This is a genomic window from Colwellia sp. KS18-150, assembly GCF_057551365.1.
This window is the reverse complement of sequence record NZ_BAAJMC010000013.1, coordinates 17,551-36,256: the sequence shown is the minus strand read 5'-3', so window position 1 is coordinate 36,256 and position 18,706 is coordinate 17,551. Positions and strand designations below refer to the sequence as shown.

Annotated in this window: 16 protein-coding genes and 1 tRNA gene; 4 read left to right on the top strand and 13 right to left on the bottom strand. The window is 37.7% G+C overall.

The window, feature by feature from the left end; translation table 11 throughout:
- Positions 1-25 precede the first annotated feature (25 nt).
- Complete coding sequence (locus tag AC27IF_RS14300; RefSeq protein WP_487055016.1) at positions 26-256, bottom strand: glutaredoxin family protein; 231 nt, start codon at positions 254-256, stop codon at positions 26-28.
- A 487-nt stretch (positions 257-743) separates the two neighbouring features.
- Here AC27IF_RS14300 and katE2 point away from each other — a divergent pair, with 487 nt between their 5' ends.
- The gene (katE2, locus tag AC27IF_RS14295; protein ID WP_487055015.1) at positions 744-2,177 is read left to right on the top strand and encodes a catalase KatE2; all 1,434 of its coding nucleotides are present in this window, start codon (positions 744-746) and stop codon (positions 2,175-2,177) included.
- Positions 2,178-2,257: 80 nt separating this feature from the next.
- Here katE2 and katG read toward each other — a convergent pair whose 3' ends face one another.
- On the bottom strand, positions 2,258-4,480 hold the full coding sequence (katG, locus tag AC27IF_RS14290; protein ID WP_487055014.1) for a catalase/peroxidase HPI: 2,223 nt from the start codon (positions 4,478-4,480) through the stop codon (positions 2,258-2,260).
- Positions 4,481-4,764: 284 nt separating this feature from the next.
- On the opposite strand from katG, the gene AC27IF_RS14285 reads away from it, so the two are divergent.
- Positions 4,765-5,679, top strand: coding sequence for a hydrogen peroxide-inducible genes activator (locus tag AC27IF_RS14285; protein WP_487055013.1), 915 nt, complete (start codon positions 4,765-4,767; stop codon positions 5,677-5,679).
- Positions 5,680-5,776: 97 nt separating this feature from the next.
- Complete coding sequence (locus tag AC27IF_RS14280; RefSeq protein WP_487055012.1) at positions 5,777-5,908, top strand: hypothetical protein; 132 nt, start codon at positions 5,777-5,779, stop codon at positions 5,906-5,908.
- A 532-nt stretch (positions 5,909-6,440) separates the two neighbouring features.
- On the opposite strand, the gene AC27IF_RS14275 is transcribed toward AC27IF_RS14280, so the two are convergent.
- The 7 genes from AC27IF_RS14275 to rlmE all read right to left on the bottom strand — a co-directional run bounded on the left by AC27IF_RS14275 (position 6,441) and on the right by rlmE (position 12,989).
- A tRNA-Leu gene (locus AC27IF_RS14275) sits at positions 6,441-6,525 on the bottom strand.
- A 62-nt stretch (positions 6,526-6,587) separates the two neighbouring features.
- Positions 6,588-6,995 carry a preprotein translocase subunit SecG gene (gene secG, locus AC27IF_RS14270; RefSeq protein ID WP_487055011.1) on the bottom strand — a complete coding sequence of 136 codons (408 nt, stop codon included), beginning with the start codon at positions 6,993-6,995 and terminating at the stop codon, positions 6,588-6,590.
- A gap of 2 nt (positions 6,996-6,997) precedes the next feature.
- Positions 6,998-7,768, bottom strand: a complete 771-nt coding sequence (tpiA, locus tag AC27IF_RS14265; RefSeq protein ID WP_487055010.1) for a triose-phosphate isomerase — start codon at positions 7,766-7,768, stop codon at positions 6,998-7,000.
- A 149-nt stretch (positions 7,769-7,917) separates the two neighbouring features.
- On the bottom strand, positions 7,918-9,258 hold the full coding sequence (gene glmM, locus AC27IF_RS14260; RefSeq protein WP_487055009.1) for a phosphoglucosamine mutase: 1,341 nt from the start codon (positions 9,256-9,258) through the stop codon (positions 7,918-7,920).
- 75 nt (positions 9,259-9,333) lie between these two features.
- Positions 9,334-10,155: a dihydropteroate synthase gene (gene folP, locus AC27IF_RS14255; protein ID WP_487055008.1), complete on the bottom strand. Its 822-nt coding sequence runs from the start codon at positions 10,153-10,155 to the stop codon at positions 9,334-9,336.
- Between the two features lie 94 nt (positions 10,156-10,249).
- On the bottom strand, positions 10,250-12,199 hold the full coding sequence (ftsH, locus tag AC27IF_RS14250; protein ID WP_487055007.1) for an ATP-dependent zinc metalloprotease FtsH: 1,950 nt from the start codon (positions 12,197-12,199) through the stop codon (positions 10,250-10,252).
- 160 nt (positions 12,200-12,359) lie between these two features.
- Positions 12,360-12,989, bottom strand: coding sequence for a 23S rRNA (uridine(2552)-2'-O)-methyltransferase RlmE (rlmE, locus tag AC27IF_RS14245; RefSeq protein ID WP_487055006.1), 630 nt, complete (start codon positions 12,987-12,989; stop codon positions 12,360-12,362).
- 92 nt (positions 12,990-13,081) lie between these two features.
- Between rlmE and yhbY the strand changes: the two genes are divergently transcribed.
- Positions 13,082-13,378, top strand: coding sequence for a ribosome assembly RNA-binding protein YhbY (gene yhbY / locus AC27IF_RS14240; protein ID WP_487055005.1), 297 nt, complete (start codon positions 13,082-13,084; stop codon positions 13,376-13,378).
- Positions 13,379-13,436: 58 nt separating this feature from the next.
- Here yhbY and AC27IF_RS14235 read toward each other — a convergent pair whose 3' ends face one another.
- From AC27IF_RS14235 to glnS, 4 genes are all read right to left on the bottom strand, one after another.
- The gene (locus AC27IF_RS14235) at positions 13,437-14,270 is read right to left on the bottom strand and encodes a hypothetical protein (protein ID WP_487055004.1); all 834 of its coding nucleotides are present in this window, start codon (positions 14,268-14,270) and stop codon (positions 13,437-13,439) included.
- Positions 14,271-14,286: 16 nt separating this feature from the next.
- Positions 14,287-15,780 carry a mechanosensitive ion channel family protein gene (locus AC27IF_RS14230; RefSeq protein WP_487055003.1) on the bottom strand — a complete coding sequence of 498 codons (1,494 nt, stop codon included), beginning with the start codon at positions 15,778-15,780 and terminating at the stop codon, positions 14,287-14,289.
- Between the two features lie 87 nt (positions 15,781-15,867).
- On the bottom strand, positions 15,868-16,686 hold the full coding sequence (locus tag AC27IF_RS14225) for a transporter substrate-binding domain-containing protein (protein WP_487055002.1): 819 nt from the start codon (positions 16,684-16,686) through the stop codon (positions 15,868-15,870).
- A 258-nt stretch (positions 16,687-16,944) separates the two neighbouring features.
- Complete coding sequence (glnS, locus tag AC27IF_RS14220) at positions 16,945-18,612, bottom strand: glutamine--tRNA ligase (RefSeq protein ID WP_487055001.1); 1,668 nt, start codon at positions 18,610-18,612, stop codon at positions 16,945-16,947.
- Positions 18,613-18,706 lie beyond the last annotated feature (94 nt).

Genomic DNA, 18,706 nt, shown 5'->3' with positions numbered 1-18,706 from the left:
AATTTTAATTAAGTAAACTTTCTTCTTATCCTGCACCATAGAGCTTTTTAAAAGTTTTTAGATTCCAACCAATCATAATCTCATTGCCAATTTTCAGGGCTGGTACAGAACGAGCTCCTATAGCATCAAGCTCTTTTCTACCACGCTGCATTTTTGCATTAGTTAGCCTGTATTTAATACCATTATCATCCAAGTATTTTTGAGCTTCACGGCAATGGGGGCATTTATCTGAAATATATAATACAACGCGTTTCATCACTAACCTTTACAAAGTTGTTAAAGACATACTATTTTACTGAACTCTCAAAATAATACCAAGTTGAATCAACTGAGCTTCCTATTTTACTGAGTAAAAATAAAGTAGTGCAATACTGGAATATATCCGTGTCCCCCTAATGCCTTTTAACATAGAAGCCTAATGCGCTTTCATTTCCTAAACGAGACAATTCCTCTAATACTCACAAATAACCATTCCTCCATACAGCTATAGCGCTATATGTTGTATTAATATGGGGAAATATTCACCTTTTCGGTGGCTAACTACTATTGAAGTACTATGTTGTTGCTGTTATCGGCAATGTCGACTCAATTGAATCAAATCCAAATGGTGTTTTGCTAAATCACTTTGATTTCACTATTAACGTTAAAATTTGAGCGATATCAATGAGGGTTTAGTCATTATGAACTAGAATTAGTTGAGGTTTATTTATCATTAAATTATTCAATAATCTTGAGGTAATATCATGACTAAGAAAGCACTTACCACAGCCGCAGGTTGTCCCGTAGCAGATAATCAAAATGTTATGACAGCTGGCGCAAGAGGACCGCAATTATTACAAGATGTTTGGTTTCTAGAAAAACTTGCTCACTTTGACCGAGAGGTAATACCAGAAAGGCGTATGCACGCTAAAGGCTCAGGTGCCTTTGGAAAATTTACGGTTACCCATGACATTAGTAAATATACTCGTGCAAAAATTTTCTCCGAAATAGGTAAAGAGACAGAGTTATTTACTCGCTTTACCACAGTTGCCGGTGAACGCGGCGCAGCTGATGCTGAACGTGACATTCGTGGCTTTGCTGTTAAATTTTATACCGAAGAAGGTAATTGGGATTTAGTTGGCAATAATACACCCGTTTTCTTTTTGCGTGATCCATTAAAGTTTCCTGACTTAAATCATGCGGTAAAACGTGATCCTAAAACCAATATGCGTAGTGCCACTAATAACTGGGATTTTTGGACATCCTTACCTGAGGCATTACACCAAATAACGATTGTAATGAGCGATAGGGGTATTCCTGCCACTTATCGTCATATGCATGGTTTTGGTAGCCATACTTTTAGCTTTATTAATGCCGATAACGAACGCTTTTGGGTTAAATTCCATTTAAAATCACAACAGGGTATTAAAAACCTTACAGATGCTGAGGCAGAAGCTGTTGTAGGTAAAGACAGAGAAAGTCATCAAAAAGATTTATTTGAATCTATTGAAAACAATGATTTTCCAAAATGGGATTTAAAAGTACAAATCATGCCTGAAGCTGATGCCAATAAAGTTGCATACAACCCGTTTGATTTAACCAAAATATGGCCACATGCTGATTACCCATTAATTGATGTTGGTGTGATGGAGTTAAATCGTAATCCGGAAAACTTCTTTGCTGATGTTGAGCAATCAGCTTTCAATCCGGCAAGTGTTGTCCCTGGCATTAGCTTTTCACCAGATAAAATGCTCCAGGGTAGATTATTTTCATACGGTGATGCCCAGCGTTATCGGTTAGGTGTTAATCATAATCATATACCTGTTAATGCTCCTCGTTGCCCTGTGCATAGTTATCATAGAGATGGTCAAATGCGAATCGACGGTAATCAAGGGGCAACCATAGGTTATGAGCCAAACAGCCAAGGAGAATGGGCTGAGCAACCTGATTTTTCAGAGCCACCACTTGATTTACAAGGTTATGCCGATCATTGGGATCATCGAGAAGACGATGATTACTTCTCTCAAGCGGGTGACTTATTTAGACTGATGACAGCTGAGCAACAACAGGCCTTATTTGATAACACCGCTGGTTCAATGGCGAGTGTGCCTGATGAAATAAAACAAAGGCATATTAAACATTGTACTGCTGCAGACCCTGCCTATGGTGCCGGGATTAAAAAAGCACTCACATTATAAATGTGGTTTAAAGGCTAATTTTGTACCGTGCAAAATTAGCCTTTTAATTTTGATTATGCGCTAAATTATAATAAATCAGCTTACTTTAAGTCAAAACGGTCAAGCTGCATAACTTTAACCCATGCGGCAATAAAGTCATTAACAAACTTATCTTTAGCATCATCTGAAGCGTAAACTTCTGCGATAGCTCTTAATTCAGAGCTAGAGCCAAAGATTAAATCAACCGGTGTTGCTTGCCACTTAAGTTTACCAGAAGCACGATCATGGCCTTGATAAATACCAGCTGTGTTAGCATCTTTCGTCCAAACCGTAGACATATCTAATAAGTTTACAAAGAAGTCATTGGTTAATACACCTGGCTGGCTAGTGAATACACCATATGATGAACCATCAAAGTTGGCATCAAGGGCACGCATACCGCCCACTAACACTGTCATTTCAGGTACATTTAAACCAAGAGTATTGGCTTTATCGACTAGCATTTCTGCTGGTGACATATAACTTTTTTCACTATAGAAATTTCTAAAACCATCTGCTTTTGGTTTTAAATAATTAAATGATTGCACGTCAGTTTGTGCTTGAGTAGCATCCGCACGGCCTGCTACAAAAGGTACGCTAACTTTATAACCCGCTTTTTTCGCCGAACTTTCAATCGCTGCAGCACCACCTAATACAATCACATCAGCTAAAGAAACTTGCTTTTTAGATGACTTTTTATTGTATTTAGTTTGAATGGCTTCAAGTTTAGCTAATACTTTAGTTAACTCTTTAGGGTTATTTACTGCCCAGTTATTTTGTGGCGCTAGATTAAGTCGAGCACCGTTAGCACCACCGCGCATATCAGTAACACGATGACTAGAGCCTGCTGCCCAAGCTGTTCTTACTAACTCAGAAGTTGTTAAACCAGAGCTTAAAATTTGCTTTTTAAGTTGAGCAATATCTTTACTAGTCACTAACTTATGCTTAACAGCTGGAATAGGATCTTGCCATGAAAGAATTTCACTTGGTATTTCTGAGCCTACATAACGAGCACGAGGTCCCATGTCACGGTGCGTCAGCTTAAACCAAGCTTTACCAAAGGCTTTATCAAACTCTTTTGGATCAGCTCTAAAGCGTTCAACAACTTTTCTAAAGCTTGGATCTTCTTTTAATGCTATATCCGTTGTAAACATAATTGGCGCATGGCGTTTATTAGGAATATGAGCATCAGGTACTAAATTAGCTGCCGCCTTATTATCAGGAACCCATTGCTTTGCACCCGCTGGGCTTTTTGTTAATACCCAATTAAAGTTCATAAGATTGTCTAAATAGTTAGATGACCATTGCGTTGGCGTTACTGTCCAAGCGCCTTCTAAACCACTGGTGATTGTGTTAGCACCAACACCGCTACCACATGTATTTTTCCAACCTAAACCTTGTGCTTCAATTTTTTCAGCAGCTGGCTCTGCACCAACACAATCTTTAGGGCTTTTAGCACCATGTGCTTTACCTAAGGTATGACCGCCAGCAATTAAAGCAACAATTTCTTCATCATTCATTGCCATACGACCAAACGACATTCTAATATCTTTAGCGGCTAAAAGAGGGTCTGGCTTACCATGAGGGCCTTCAGGATTGACATAAATCAAGCCCATTTCAACAGCTGCAAGTGGCCCTTTTAATTTCCCTTTTTTGTCACGACGTTTGTCAGACAACATATTAGTTTCAGGTCCCCAGTAGACAAGATCTGGCTCCCAATCATCACTGCGTCCACCGGCAAAACCGAAAGTTTTAAAACCCATGGATTCAAGTGCAACATTACCAGCAAGCACCATTAAATCTGCCCAAGAGATTTGACGACCATACTTTTGCTTTACTGGCCATAATAAGCGACGTGCTTTGTCTAAGTTGGCATTATCAGGCCAGCTATTAAGTGGGTCAAAACGCTGTTGGCCACCTGATGCACCACCGCGTCCATCATGCACTCTGTATACACCTGCACTGTGCCACGCCATGCGGATCATTAACGGACCATAGTGTCCCCAATCTGCTGGCCACCATGCTTTTGAGTCAGTCAGCGTGGTTTGAATGTCTTTTTTAAGTGCCGCTAAATCGACTGTTGCAAATGCTTTAGCATAATTAAATTCATTACCGTAAGGATTTGATTCTGCCCCATGTTGACGTAATGGGCTAAGGTTTAATTGTTCAGGCCACCAAAATTGATTGGTTTTTGCCGCTTCTACAGAAAACGCAGAAGCTGATACTAACGCTGATGTTAGAGCAAATGAAATTGCGCTAACAATCGGAAGTGTTTTCTTTAACATTATCGATTCCTCTCTCAAGTGTTTTAGTTCTTTATAAAGGTAAAGATAAAGATAAAAAATACATTTAGATAATTGATTCCGTTGAAGATAATGTTCAATAAATTAAATCATCAGAATTAAAGCCAAAGAATCACAAACAAAACACTTAAATAACAACAACTTAATTTATATAAAATATTTAATAAACAGTCTTTCATCGCCATACGTGAACTTGTCATCATGTAATATTCTAAAAAGTCTATTAATATGTGAACTATATTCAATAAATCCTATCGTTAAAAATTATGATCTCATTAAAGCAACTGCACTATGCGTTAGAAATAGAAAAAACTCTGCACTTTAAAAAGGCTTCTGAAGCTTGCAATGTATCACAATCGACATTAAGCACCGCCATTAATGAGCTTGAAAAACAATTAGGCATCACTATCTTTGAGCGGAATAACAAGCAAGTATTGGTGACAACTCAAGGTCAGTTAATCCTGAACAAAGCTAAAAGGGTTAAACTCGAATTAGATGAGCTTATTCAAATATCACTTGCGAATCATCATTCTTTCTCAAGCCCAATGACTATTGGGGTTATTCCAACTATTGGTCCTTACCTTTTACCTAAAGTGCTACCTGAAGTAAGAAAGCAATATCCCAATTTTAAATTGAAAATTATTGAAGAGCAGTCGCATGTTTTGGTTGATATGGTCAGAACAGGCAATATAGACGCAGCAATACTCGCCTTACCCTATCCTATTGAAGGTTTAATGAGTTTTGATTTTTGGCATGAAGATTTTTACTGGGTTTGTCATAAAGATGAGTGCCCTAAGAAAATTCAAGGCATTACTAGTGATGAATTGGAGCTTGAAAAACTCATGTTATTAAAGCATGGACACTGCCTAAAAGAGCACGCATTAGCAGCATGTAAGTTACAAGGTAAAATGCAAGATTCTGACTTTGATTCTGCCAGTTTACATACCTTGATTCAAATGGTGGCAGGTAAATTAGGCACGACTATCGTGCCGCATATGTCCCTAGATCAGTTAATTTATAATGAATCTGAATTAAGTGCTGTACACCTTAACGAGCCAGGACCACATCGAACCATATCTTTTATCATCAGACCTAACTATGTAAGGACAAATGAAGTAACAACATTAAAAGAAATCTTCACAGTACAGTTACAAAAGAAATGCAGCGAGCAAAAAGTATAGTTTAATTATAATGAACATTGATATCTGTTTTATTAAATTTACTGAACAATAGTGTTTTGGCATCATATAAACACTTAAACAACAAGTGGAGAATAAAATGAAAAATATTATCAATAACATTAAAGCCTTATTACATATTGAAGCTGAAACTAAACGCGCTGTAAGCTGTAACTACAGCAATAATTATTATGGTGATCAGCTTTGTATGTTATCAGCTAAAGCGGATTAACGGTTGCTGATAACCAATCATAAAGGCTTAATAATGATGCAAGTTGTATGTGTTTAGAGCTGAGCTAATAGTGCCTTCTGCAATGAAGTTTATTAGTCTTCAGCTCTAAAGCTGACTAGCTAATATGCCCCCTTGTTTTATTGCTCTTTTAGCATCAAGCTCTTTGGCAATATCAGCACCACCTATTAAATGAAAAGGCTTAGTAAGGCTAAGTGTTAGCTCTCGTAAAGCCTGTTGATCAACACAAATATTAGCGGCGTATTTACCTACTGCATTTATGTTTTAACGCGACGATTATTTGATACTTTCATGAATATTAAAAACGGCTAGCTTAATTACATTTATTTGATGGTTTGATGATTATTTCAAAGACAGCTGATTAACTAGCATATCAGGTTTAATATATAAATTTATCGAAATTCAATACAAACAGAATATAAACACCAGGAGATATTGGCAACCCGTTAGAAGCCAAACGAAAAAAGGCTGATTCATGATGAATCAGCCTTTAAAATTTTTTTGTATAATTTAGTGGTGCGGTTGGGGGGACTTGAACCCCCACGACCTAAGTCATTAGCCCCTCAAGCTAACGCGTCTACCAATTCCGCCACAACCGCGCAATACTAAACTATATGATTTATCTTTTCGTGCTTATTTTGAGGTAAATAAGCTAAATTAATTAGTTTGGTACGTCGCTATCATCTTCTGCAGCAGGAGCATCAGCAGCAGGAACGTCACTATTTTCACTAGTAATTGATTTTGGCTCAGCGCTTTCATCAGGAATAGCATCAGTGGCAATAGATTGCTCACTTACTGGAGTGCTTAAGTCATTCCATTCATCAACAGCTTTAGTACGGTTAGCCGTTAAATTTCCTAATACTAGACTGATCACAAAAAAAGCAATTGCTAACCATGTGGTCGTTTTGGTTAAGAAATTACCTGAACCACCTGAGCCGAATACTGTGGCAGATGAACCTGCACCAAAAGATGCGCCCATGTCTGCGCCCTTACCTTGCTGAATTAACACTAAGCCGATAAGTGCTAAAGCAATAAGAACATAGGCTATAATTAAAACTTGATACAACATTTTTACTTTCCTTTCGCTGCTGAGCAAATAACTTTAAATTGCTCAACTTGTAAACTAGCACCACCAATAAGACCACCGTCTATATCAGCTTGTGCAAATAATTCATCACAGTTTGACGCATTTACGCTGCCACCGTATAACAAAGGCACTTTACCCGCGACACTTTCATTAGCTTGCGCTAGAAACTGGCGAATAAATTGATGTGTTTCTTGTGCCATCTCACTTGATGCTGTTTTGCCTGTTCCTATGGCCCATACAGGCTCATAAGCAATAACAACATCAATAAATTTTTCAATACCTATTTCATCAATTACTGGTTGTAATTGCGAAGCAAGTACAGTTTCTGTTTGCTCTGTCGCTCGCTCTGCCTCACTCTCACCGATACATAGTATGGGTGTTAAACCAGACTCAAGCGCGGCCTTCACTTTATGTGCAACTTGCGTAGATGTTTCTTTATAGTAACTTCTTCGCTCAGAGTGACCTATGATAACAAATTCTACTGATAATTCCTGCAACATTTGTGTTGAAATTTCACCAGTATATGCACCACTTTCATGTTCACTGACATTTTGTGCGCCAATACTTATTGCAGGGCTGAGCTTTTTACTTTTCAGCTCATTGGCAAAGACAGATAAATAAGGAGAACTTGGACAAATAACTACGTTAACATTGTCTTGTAAATTCAGGCTTGAGAAACCTGTAACCATGGTGTTCACTAACGCAAAATCACCATTCATTTTCCAGTTAGCAGCAACGATTGCGCGTCTAGCCATTTATTGTTCCCCTATCCATTTTTAACACATTGCAAAATGAAGCCGCGAGATATTAACTAACCTGAGAATAACTTACAAGTAATAAGTTAAAAACTCATGCTTTTGAGTTAAATATACCAACTGCTTGTTGTTAATTTAATCATTATATTCTAGTTGCTTGCTAATTTTACAGCATCGGCTATTTCGTTAGCTAGACTAGTAACTTCTTCCAAGTCTGGACCTTCCACCATAACGCGGATTAATGGCTCAGTTCCGGACTTTCTTAATAAAACTCTACCTCGGCCGGTTAATTGACCATTCACCTTGTCTACAGATGCTTGCACACTGGCAGCATTAATAGGGTCTGAGTCGCCGGCAAAGCGCACATTAACTAATATTTGCGGTAGCATTGTCATACCTTGGCGCAACGCTAAAAGTGACTTTTCTTGCTGGCAAACAGCCGTTAATATATTCAGTGCAGCGATGATACCGTCGCCCGTTGATGTATGGTTTAAGTTAATGATATGACCAGAGTTTTCAGCGCCTAACTGCCAACCTTTTTCTCTTAGCATTTCCATTACATATCTGTCGCCCACATTACTACGAGCAAAAGGGATATCTAGCTTTTCAAGTGCTAACTCTAATCCCATATTACTCATTAAAGTACCAACCACGCCGCCGTGTAGGTTGCCACTTTTTAAATCATTACACGCAATAATATAAACAGCTTCATCACCATCGATAACATAACCAGTATGATCAACCATCATTAAGCGATCACCATCACCATCAAGGGCAATACCTAAATCAGCTTGATGCTCAATAACGGCTTCTTTTACTGTTTGCATTGAAGTTGCGCCACAGTTGTCATTAATGTTCAAACCATTTGGCGATGTTCCAACTTCAATCACTGTAGCACCTAACTCACGAAAAACATCTGGTGCTATGTGGTACGTCGCCCCATGTGCACAATCAACCACTAAAGTTAGACCTTGTAACGATAATTGGCTTGGAAAGTTACTCTTACAAAACTCGATATATCGACCTGCAGCATCTTGTATTCGGCTTGCTTTACCAAGTTTCGAAGAATCAACACAACCCATAGGCTTATCTAATTCTGCTTCTATCGCTAACTCAACCTCATCAGGTAATTTTTGTCCATCTTGGGAAAAAAACTTAATGCCATTATCATAATAAGGATTATGAGAGGCACTAATGACTATGCCTGCTTCCGCGCGAAATGTTTTCGTTAAATAAGCAATCCCTGGTGTCGGCATAGGTCCTAATAAACCAATATCAATACCTGCAGCAGAGAAACCTGCTTCTAATGCTGATTCAAGCATATAGCCTGAAATACGTGTGTCTTTACCAATCAGTACTTTTTTTGTACCTTGCGCCGCCAATACTTTACCTGCAGCATAACCAAGCTTCATTACAAACTCAGGTGTAATAGGCGCTTTACCCACTAAGCCTCGTACACCATCAGTACCAAAATATTTACGATTAGACATTCTTTTTCCTTAAATCTATATTTTTTAAATAGTTATATTGCTAGTAAAACACTAGCGACTCATTGCTGACATTAATTAATATTGAGCAACGGTTGTTAAAACTTTGATTGCATCTACTGTTTCAGGTACATCATGGACACGTATTATACTGGCTCCTTGCTGTATCGCTAGAATGGCAGTTGTTATGCTTCCTGACAGGCGGTGTTCAACATCACGATTTAGCAAGTTACCAAGCATTGATTTTCGAGAAATACCAGCTAATACCGGTAAATTAAGTATTGAAAATTGAGAAAGTTTCGCAAGCAGCTCATAATTATGTGCTAAATTTTTGCCAAAACCAAATCCTGGGTCTAAAATCAAACGCTGTCTATCAATCCCTTTATTTTCACAGCTTTCGAGACGCTGCTTAAAAAAGTTAAGTATATCATCAATAATATCGTCATAGTGTGGCTTTTCTTGCATCGTTCTAGGCATACCTTGCATGTGCATCAAGCATACATGAACATCACTTTTCGCAATCACATCCAAACAGCCTTGGTTTTGTAATGCGCGAACATCATTGATTAAATCTGCGCCATGCTCGATTGCCTCACTCATTACACCCGCTTTACTTGTATCAATTGAAACTTCTACATTAAATCGAGATTTGATGGCTTTTAGCAGCGGGATGACACGGGTTATTTCATCTTTTTCACTAACTTCAGCGGCTCCAGGTCGAGTTGACTCACCGCCAATATCAATGATATCTGCGCCGTTTTCTATCATTAACTCAACTTGTTTTAATGCATTTTCAAAAGTGTTGAATTTTCCGCCATCAGAAAAAGAATCAGGGGTGGCATTTAAAATCCCCATAACTTTTACTTGTTTTATATGTTTATCAAAATTTTCGATTATCATGCTTTTATAGTAATAATGTTATAGATAAAACAAAGCCTCGCGGTTTACCAATTTACCAGTAAACCGCGAGGCTGATCATTTGTTAATTAATTAACTATTTAGTTGGCGTATCACTACTTGGCTCACTTAAGTCTGGGTTAGGAGCTACATCAGCTTCTGCAGACTTCTTAGCTGCGCCACCTTTAGTAGAATCAGAATTTGAGCTTGAATCGCTATCATCCCAATCTGAAGGTTTTCTTACTTCAACTCTTGCCATTAAGTCATCAATTTGTAAGGCATCAATAGTTTCATACTTCATCAACGCATCTTTCATGGCATGTAAAACATCCATATTATCTTTGATTAGCTTTTCAGCACGTTGATAGTTTCTGTCGATAACTGATTTAATTTCTTCATCAATAGATTTAGCCGTTTCATCTGACATATGTAGTGATTTAGCAGAGGTGCGACCTAAAAACACTTCGCCTTCTTCTTCAGCAAAAAGCATTGGTCCCATATCTGATAAGCCCCACTGAGTTACCATTTTACGCGCAATATCAGTAGCGCGTTCAATATCATTAGAAGCGCCTGTAGAGACTTTATCACTACCGTAAATGACATCTTCGGCAATACGACCACCATATAAAGAGGAAATATTACTTTCTAAATGCTGTTTTGAATGACTAAATCTATCTTGCTCAGGCAAATACATTGTGACACCAAGAGCACGACCACGAGGAATAATACTAACTTTATAAACCGGATCATGATCTGGTACTAAACGACCAACAATTGCATGACCTGCTTCATGGTATGCAGTCATTTCTTTCTCGGCTTCATTCATTACCATAGACTTACGTTCTGAGCCCATCATAATCTTATCTTTAGCTTTATCAAACTCACTCATACCTACGGTACGGCGAGATGTACGTGCCGCAAATAAAGCAGCTTCGTTGACTAGGTTAGCTAAGTCAGCACCTGAGAAACCAGGGGTACCACGGGCAATAACAGAGGCTTTAACATCATCACCTAGCGGTACTTTACGCATATGAACTTTTAAAATTTGCTCACGACCACGAATATCAGGTAAACCAACGGTTACTTGACGGTCAAATCGACCCGGGCGTAATAGTGCAGGGTCTAATACGTCAGGACGGTTAGTTGCAGCAATAACAATAACGCCTTCATTACCTTCAAAACCATCCATCTCAACTAGCATTTGGTTCAATGTTTGCTCACGCTCATCATGACCACCACCCATACCAGCACCACGTTGGCGACCTACGGCATCGATTTCATCGATAAAGATAATACATGGCGCTGACTTTTTAGCTTGCTCAAACATATCGCGCACTCGTGATGCACCAACACCAACAAACATTTCAACAAAATCTGAACCAGAAATTGTGAAGAATGGCACTTTAGCTTCACCAGCAATAGCTTTAGCTAATAATGTTTTACCTGTACCCGGCTGACCAACAAGTAATATACCTGATGGTATACGTCCACCAAGTTTTTGGAATTTAGTCGGCTCTCTTAAGTAATCAACAAGCTCTGAAACTTCTTCTTTTGCTTCATCACAACCTGCAACATCTGCAAACGTTGTTTTAATTTGATCTTCACTTAACTGGCGCGCTTTAGATTTACCAAAAGACATCGCGCCTTTTCCACCACCACCTTGCATTTGGCGCATGAAGAAAATCCAAACACCAATTAACAAAATCATTGGGAACCAAGAAACGAATATAGTGGTTAGGAAGCTCGTTTCTTCAGGTAATTTACCTTGTGCACGAACACCTTGTTTCACCAAGTCATTAATTAAATCACGGTCATAACCGCCTGGAATCGTCGTAGTGTATGCTTCACCACTACGCTTTTCACCGGTAATAACTCCGTTTCTGTCAACGTTTGCATCACGGATCTGTCCTTGACGAACATCGGTGATAAAACGTGTATAGTCCATTTGTTGTTCATTGGCTGTATTAGGAGAAAAACTCTGAAAAACAGACATTAAAACAACAGCTATTACTAACCATAAAATAAGATTTTTTGCCATATCGCTCAACTTAATGACCTCTTTGGGTTTAATAAATTTATAAAAACAAAACTGTTATACGTTATTGTGCCTAATTTACTACAATTCAAGCCCAGTCGCTAATTAACTTTAGTCGGTGTTTACAACTAGTAACAACTTAAAAAAATAAAAGCTGAATTATTACTCATTACTATCCTTTAAAACCTGTAGCTACCAAATAAACCTCACGTGAGCGAGCTCGAGATGATTCGGGTTTACGAGTTTTAACTGTTTTAAATACTGCACGTACCGCTTTCATAAATTCTTCAAACCCTGCCCCTTGAAAAACTTTTACCACAAAAGCGCCATTTGGCTTTAATACTTGGTGACACATGTCTAATGCTAGTTCAACCAGATACATACTACGTGCAGAATCAGCACTTTCGTTGCCTGTCATATTGGCCGCCATATCAGACATCACCACATCAATATTTTTACCATTAATACGGGTTAGTAATGCATTCAGTACCGCTTCTTCTCTGAAATCACCTTCTAAAAAGTCAACTCCAGCAATAGCGTCCATAGGTAAAATATCACAAGCAACAACTTGTCCATTATCTCCTACCGCTTTAACAGCATACTCTGACCAACCACCGGGAGCAGCGCCTAAATCAACAACCTTCATGCCTGGTTTAATTAATTTATCTTTATTATTAATTTCTTCGATTTTAAAAACAGCACGAGATCTTAAGCCAAGCTTTTTAGCTTTTTTAACGTACTCATCTTCAAAATGTTCATCTAACCAGCGTTGAGAGCTGGCGGTATGTTTTTTCTTTGCCATGTTTTAGTAGTTTTTTCGACTATTAATGGATATTAACTGATAGATAAGGGTAAAATAGCGTTAATTCAAGTTAACCACTATCGAAAATTGTAATGAATCTAAATAAAAAGCAAATTCAGCACCTAAAAGGTGTTGCTCACTCTCTTAAACCTGTTGTGCTATTAGGCAGTAACGGTTTAACTGAAGCCGTTGTCGCTGAAATAGATTACGCGCTTAATCACCACGAGCTGATCAAAGTGAAAATCCCTACTGATGACAGAGAAACCAAAGGGCTAATCGTTGATGCAATTTGTCGTGAAACTAATGCCACTAAGATCCAAGTGATTGGCAAAACCCTGATCATTTACCGTCAGAGTGAAGAAAAGAAAATACGTATCCCTAAGCTTTAATAACTCAATGTAGCTTGGGTGTTAAACACCCTGTGCTTAACAACTCTACTTACAGTGTTTAAATTGGGAAACTAAATAAAAAACGTACGGCATTAATATTTTCACTAAAACGATAGCTAATGCCTAATGTTTCAATTCCTGCCCAAGAGTAACCAATCTTTTTATCAAATTTCAACGTTAGCCCCAGTTCAAAACTATTGGAAAGTGAAACTTTGCTCTCTTCCTCACTTTTTACCGTAGTCACAAAAGGTAAGTCAAAATCTACCTCGCTAAAATACCAAAAGGCGCCGGCAAACACCCTTGGCTGAAATTTATAACCGAGTAGTTCATATTTAACAGGTAAGCCAGTATCAATACCTATTTGTATCGCAGCATACGCATCTTCTGCATCATAACTTTGACCATTATAAGCAGCATAATAAACACGAGAAGCCCAAATAGAGTCATACTCCCCTAGGGTAAAAGAATATAAACTAGATATTCCCATGGAATGTACTAGTACATCTCTGTCTGTCGTAAAGTTTCTTGCGTAACCTAAATCAACATAACTCTCTATCACCAATTGCTCTGAATACTGATAATCAAACTGAATACCAGGAGTAAAGGTCATGGTACCTACACCATCAGGGAAATCGAGCTCTGGAATATCATCTAAATCGAAGTTAAAAAAACCAAATGAAACAGGAGTTCTTAAGGAATAGGTAGTATTTTCATTGTTAAACAGTTCAAAAGAAAACGGCAGGTTAATTAATGTGACATCTTGGCCCGTAGTACGATAGACACCATTACCCAAGTAATTGGAATAAGCATAATGAACTGGCTCAATATCATTTTCTTGCGCTAAACAATTCACTTCCCACAAACTAAGTACTAAGGTAAAAAGTAAGCGCATTATATTCAACATTAAGTTAATCAACTGTTGGTAATTGATGTAAATGTACATCTCTTTGAGGGAAAGGAATAGTAATACCTTGTAAATCAAATTGCTCTTTCACTTGACGAGTAATATCCCAAAAAACATCCCAATAATCTTCAGTCTTTACCCAAGGGCGACAAACAAAATTAACGGATGAATCACCTAATTCATGTACTTTCACAAGCGGTTTAGGATTTGGTAGCACTAATTCATGTTCGCTAAGTACTTGTTCCATAATTGCTTGCGCTTTAGCCATGTCATCGCCATAACCAATACCGAAAACTAAATCAACACGCCTTGTTTTACTTCCTGTGATATTGATTATGGTATTGCCCCAAACATTGTTATTAGGAACAATTAAATGCTGGTTATCATAGGTTTTAATTGCAGTAGAGAGTAGTGTCATTGAATGAACAAAGCCTGTAACGCCATCAATTTCAATAACATCACCGATATCATAAGGTCGATAAATAAGTATCAACATACCGCTAGCGAAATTACTTAACGTACTTTGCAATGCTAAACCTATTACTAAACCTGCCGCACCAATAAGCGCCAACACAGGTCCAACATTAATTTCTAACAAACTTAACGAGACTAAAAAGCCGATACCTAATATCACACGGCGAATGGATGTTTGGATAAATGTTTTTAATAGCTGGGAAGCCGTTTTGCTGCGAGATAATATCGCATCCGTTATTTTACCGGCTAATAAAGACAATAAATACACAATGAAAAGCGAAGTTAAGAATTTAATGATATTCGCTAACCATAACAAACCTCCTTCTTTGGAGCCAAGCCATTCTTTTATTGTTAACCAAGCCGTGCTCGTATCAGACAAATCAACCGAGCTACTGTCTATTGCATTTGCATATAAACGAAACTCTTTAGCATCGCCGCCTTTGGTCTCCCAATTAGTTAATGCGACTTTGAACCTATCAAGTACCGCCGCTTTTTCTTCTTTTAATGTCGAAAGGTTTTTGATTAATAGTGCTCTTCGCTTTCTAAGTTTCTCGGTGTAATCACCTGCTTTTTCAGAGAGTATATTTAGGTTATCTGCTGAATCACTTAACTCAGTCACTGCTTGTTTAGCTTTTGGATTATTAAGCTCTTTACTTAACTGCTTAAGCTCAGCCAAATCTTTTGCTAATTCTTCTTTCGCCGCTTTATCTTTATGAGCGTTTTGAAGTAACTCCGCACTTGTTTCACTGACACTGGCGATCTCAGTAACGGTTTCAATACTTTTTTGTTTTTGGCTTACCAGTATTTCTGCTTCACTTACAATGGTCGCTTTTGCTTTTAATAACTTATGCCAAGCTTGCAACTCTACTTCTACTTCATCTTTCGTTAATGGCGTTAAAGCGAATTCAAGCTCATCTAGATCCACATTTACATTCTTTGCAGTTACCGCTTGATAAACGGCGTTATCATCTGCAACTACACTTAATGTGATTAAAATTAACATAATACCAAATAGTGATTTCATCAATTCTCTCATTACATTTAAGTTATTAAAAAGCCAATAACAAGAGTATGTTATTGGCTTATAAAATGTCTAGGTTTTCAATAAAATTTATGGCAGTGCAACTATCCAGTTTGAATTTTCAAACCACTTTTGTTGCAAACGAGCCGTAATACCTACTTTTTCAAGCGTTGAATAATAGTTACGAACAAGATTTTCAAATTGCTCATCACCTTCTGCTATTGCTATGCCAACAGGCTCTATAGACAAAGGCTTGTTAGAAGTAACAAAACCCGCATTAGGGTTACGTAGAATGGTTAATTTGCATATTGGCATATCTGCTACTAAAGCATCAGCCTTGCCTGCTTTTAACAATTCAATACCTTCTTGGTAGTTACTAATCATAGATAACTGCGCATTAGGCATGCCTTTTTGCGCAAAAGCTGCGCTGGTAGAGTTTTTAAGTGCTAATAATTTAATGCTATCTTGGTTGAACCCTTTCCCTTTAACATTATCCATCACGGTTTTTGTTGAAAGAATTGATTTTCCTGAAATATTGTAAGGTCCGACAAATACTGCATCTTGAGTACGTTTGGCAGTAATTGCCATACCTGAAATCACTAAATCAGCGTCACCATTTTTCAGTGAAGACATTAATTCCCCAAAAGGAACTTGAACGATTTCTAGTTTAACTTTCATGGTATTGGCTAATGCGGTAGCCAAATCAACATCATAACCAATAAGATCTTTATTTCTACTTACCACATTAAAAGGAGGTTGATCACCTGTCATAGCAACCTTTAATACACCCGACTTTAATACTCTATCTAGTACCTCATGATCAGCTAATGAAGTATTAGATACCGTTAACGCGGCAATACTGATGAGTAAAACACATACATTTCTAAGTTGAGAAAACAGCTTAGTCATAAAAACAATCCTTATTTATCCATTTATTAATAGGAAATTAACATAATTTCTACTCTAGACTAACATCACCAAAAATAATGTCTAGTTATAGCTAAGCCATTGAATGTATTTTGGTAGTTAGTAAAGTAATAACCTAGATAGTGTGGTTCTAAAGAAAGGAAAGTAAAAATTACTTATGGGTTTATTTATGAAGGTATTTTTTGCTGCAATGATGTATTTAAACAAAATTGCAGCAAAATTATTATGAAATAAAAGTATTTATTTCGAAATTTTTGCCCAGGTATCACGCAAACCAACCGTTCTATTGAAAACTAAGGCATCACCATGTTCATGATTGTCTAAACAAAAGTAACCTTGGCGTTCAAACTGAAATGCCTTTTCAGGTTTAGCTTCTGCCAATGATGGCTCAACTTTGGCGCTGTTAATAGTTACTAATGATTCTGGGTTCATAACACTTTGAAAATCATCGGCAGAAGCAGGGTTTGCAATAGTAAATAATCTATCGTACAAACGTACTGTAGCATCTAGAGACTTTTCGGCATCAACCCAGTGAATTACACCTTTAGGTTTGGTGCCATCACTAGGGTTTTTACCTAAAGTATCTTCCAGATACTGACAATAAACCGTTGTGACATTACCTTGTTCATCTTTGTCACATCGTGTTGCTGTCACCACATAAGCACCACGTAAGCGCACCGCTTTGTCTATGACTAGGCGCTTATATTTTTTATTCGCTTCTTCTCTAAAGTCTTCTGCTTCAATATAAAGTTCACGGCTAAAGGGAACTATACGTGTACCCTGACTTTCATCGCTAGGATGATTTTTAACAATTAATTCTTCTGTTTTATCTTCAGGGTAGTTTTCAATCACTAGTTTAATAGGATCAAGAACAGCCATAGCACGAGGAGCATTATCATTTAAATCTTCACGAATACACGCTTCTAATACGCCCATTTCAACGGTATTATCCATTTTAGTAACACCGATACGCTTAGCAAACTCTCGCATTGATGCCGGTGTATAGCCACGACGTCTAAATGCTGCAATTGTTGGCATACGAGGGTCATCCCAACCATCAACTAACTTTTCTTCAACTAAGGTATTTAGCTTACGCTTACTCATTAAAGTATATTCAAGATTCAAGCGTGAAAATTCATATTGATGCGGTGTTGCAGGAACTGAAACATGCTCAATTACCCAGTCATACAAACGACGGTTATCTTGAAATTCTAACGTACAAATAGAATGAGTAATTCCTTCAATGGCATCAGATAAACAGTGGGTAAAGTCGTACATTGGATAAATACACCACTTGTCTCCCGTTTGGTGATGATGTGCAAAACGTACGCGATAAATAATAGGGTCACGCATGCACATAAAGCTAGAAGTCATGTCTATTTTAGCGCGTAATGAACATTCGCCTTCTTTAAACTCTCCTAAACGCATTTTTTCAAATAGCGCTAAGTTTTCTTCAACAGATGTATCACGATAAGGACTGTTTTTACCGGGCTTATTTAATGTGCCACGATATTCACGCATTTCCTCGCCATTAAGAAAACAAACAAAAGCTAAGCCTTTTTCAATCAGCTCAAGTGCAAAACCATGTAGTTGGTCAAAATAATCTGAAGAGTAATGCACATCCCCTGCCCACTCAAATCCTAGCCAACTAACATCTTTTTCAATAGCACGTACGTAATCGATATCTTCTTTTTCAGGATTAGTATCATCAAAACGTAAATTACATAAGCCATTATAATCTTGAGCAATACCAAAATTTAAACAGATTGCTTTCGCGTGACCTATGTGCAGAAAACCATTCGGCTCAGGCGGGAAACGAGTTTGTATGCTTGTATGTTTACCACTATCGAGATCAGCATCAATAATTTGACGAATAAAATTGGTTGGGCGGTTTTCAGCTTCCGACATCTACAGAGCCTCTAAAAGAAATAAGTGAGATAATATAATTAACAGCATTATATCAATAAAAAAGGCTCTAACGAGCCTTTTTAGTAAAAATTAG

Excerpts from the sequence above, each read along its gene's own strand:
- folP (WP_487055008.1), bottom strand. The coding sequence starts at position 10,155 with ATGATAATCGAAAATTTTGATAAACATATAAAACAAGTAAAAGTTATG.
- glnS (WP_487055001.1), bottom strand. The coding sequence starts at position 18,612 with ATGTCGGAAGCTGAAAACCGCCCAACCAATTTTATTCGTCAAATTATT.
- AC27IF_RS14230 (WP_487055003.1), bottom strand. The coding sequence starts at position 15,780 with ATGAAATCACTATTTGGTATTATGTTAATTTTAATCACATTAAGTGTA.
- AC27IF_RS14280 (WP_487055012.1), top strand. The coding sequence starts at position 5,777 with ATGAAAAATATTATCAATAACATTAAAGCCTTATTACATATTGAAGCT.
- yhbY (WP_487055005.1), top strand. The coding sequence starts at position 13,082 with ATGAATCTAAATAAAAAGCAAATTCAGCACCTAAAAGGTGTTGCTCAC.
- glmM (WP_487055009.1), bottom strand. The coding sequence starts at position 9,258 with ATGTCTAATCGTAAATATTTTGGTACTGATGGTGTACGAGGCTTAGTG.
- AC27IF_RS14285 (WP_487055013.1), top strand. The coding sequence starts at position 4,765 with ATGATCTCATTAAAGCAACTGCACTATGCGTTAGAAATAGAAAAAACT.
- rlmE (WP_487055006.1), bottom strand. The coding sequence starts at position 12,989 with ATGGCAAAGAAAAAACATACCGCCAGCTCTCAACGCTGGTTAGATGAA.
- katE2 (WP_487055015.1), top strand. The coding sequence starts at position 744 with ATGACTAAGAAAGCACTTACCACAGCCGCAGGTTGTCCCGTAGCAGAT.
- secG (WP_487055011.1), bottom strand. The coding sequence starts at position 6,995 with ATGTTGTATCAAGTTTTAATTATAGCCTATGTTCTTATTGCTTTAGCA.
- AC27IF_RS14300 (WP_487055016.1), bottom strand. The coding sequence starts at position 256 with ATGAAACGCGTTGTATTATATATTTCAGATAAATGCCCCCATTGCCGT.
- AC27IF_RS14235 (WP_487055004.1), bottom strand. The coding sequence starts at position 14,270 with ATGCGCTTACTTTTTACCTTAGTACTTAGTTTGTGGGAAGTGAATTGT.
- tpiA (WP_487055010.1), bottom strand. The coding sequence starts at position 7,768 with ATGGCTAGACGCGCAATCGTTGCTGCTAACTGGAAAATGAATGGTGAT.
- katG (WP_487055014.1), bottom strand. The coding sequence starts at position 4,480 with ATGTTAAAGAAAACACTTCCGATTGTTAGCGCAATTTCATTTGCTCTA.
- AC27IF_RS14225 (WP_487055002.1), bottom strand. The coding sequence starts at position 16,686 with ATGACTAAGCTGTTTTCTCAACTTAGAAATGTATGTGTTTTACTCATC.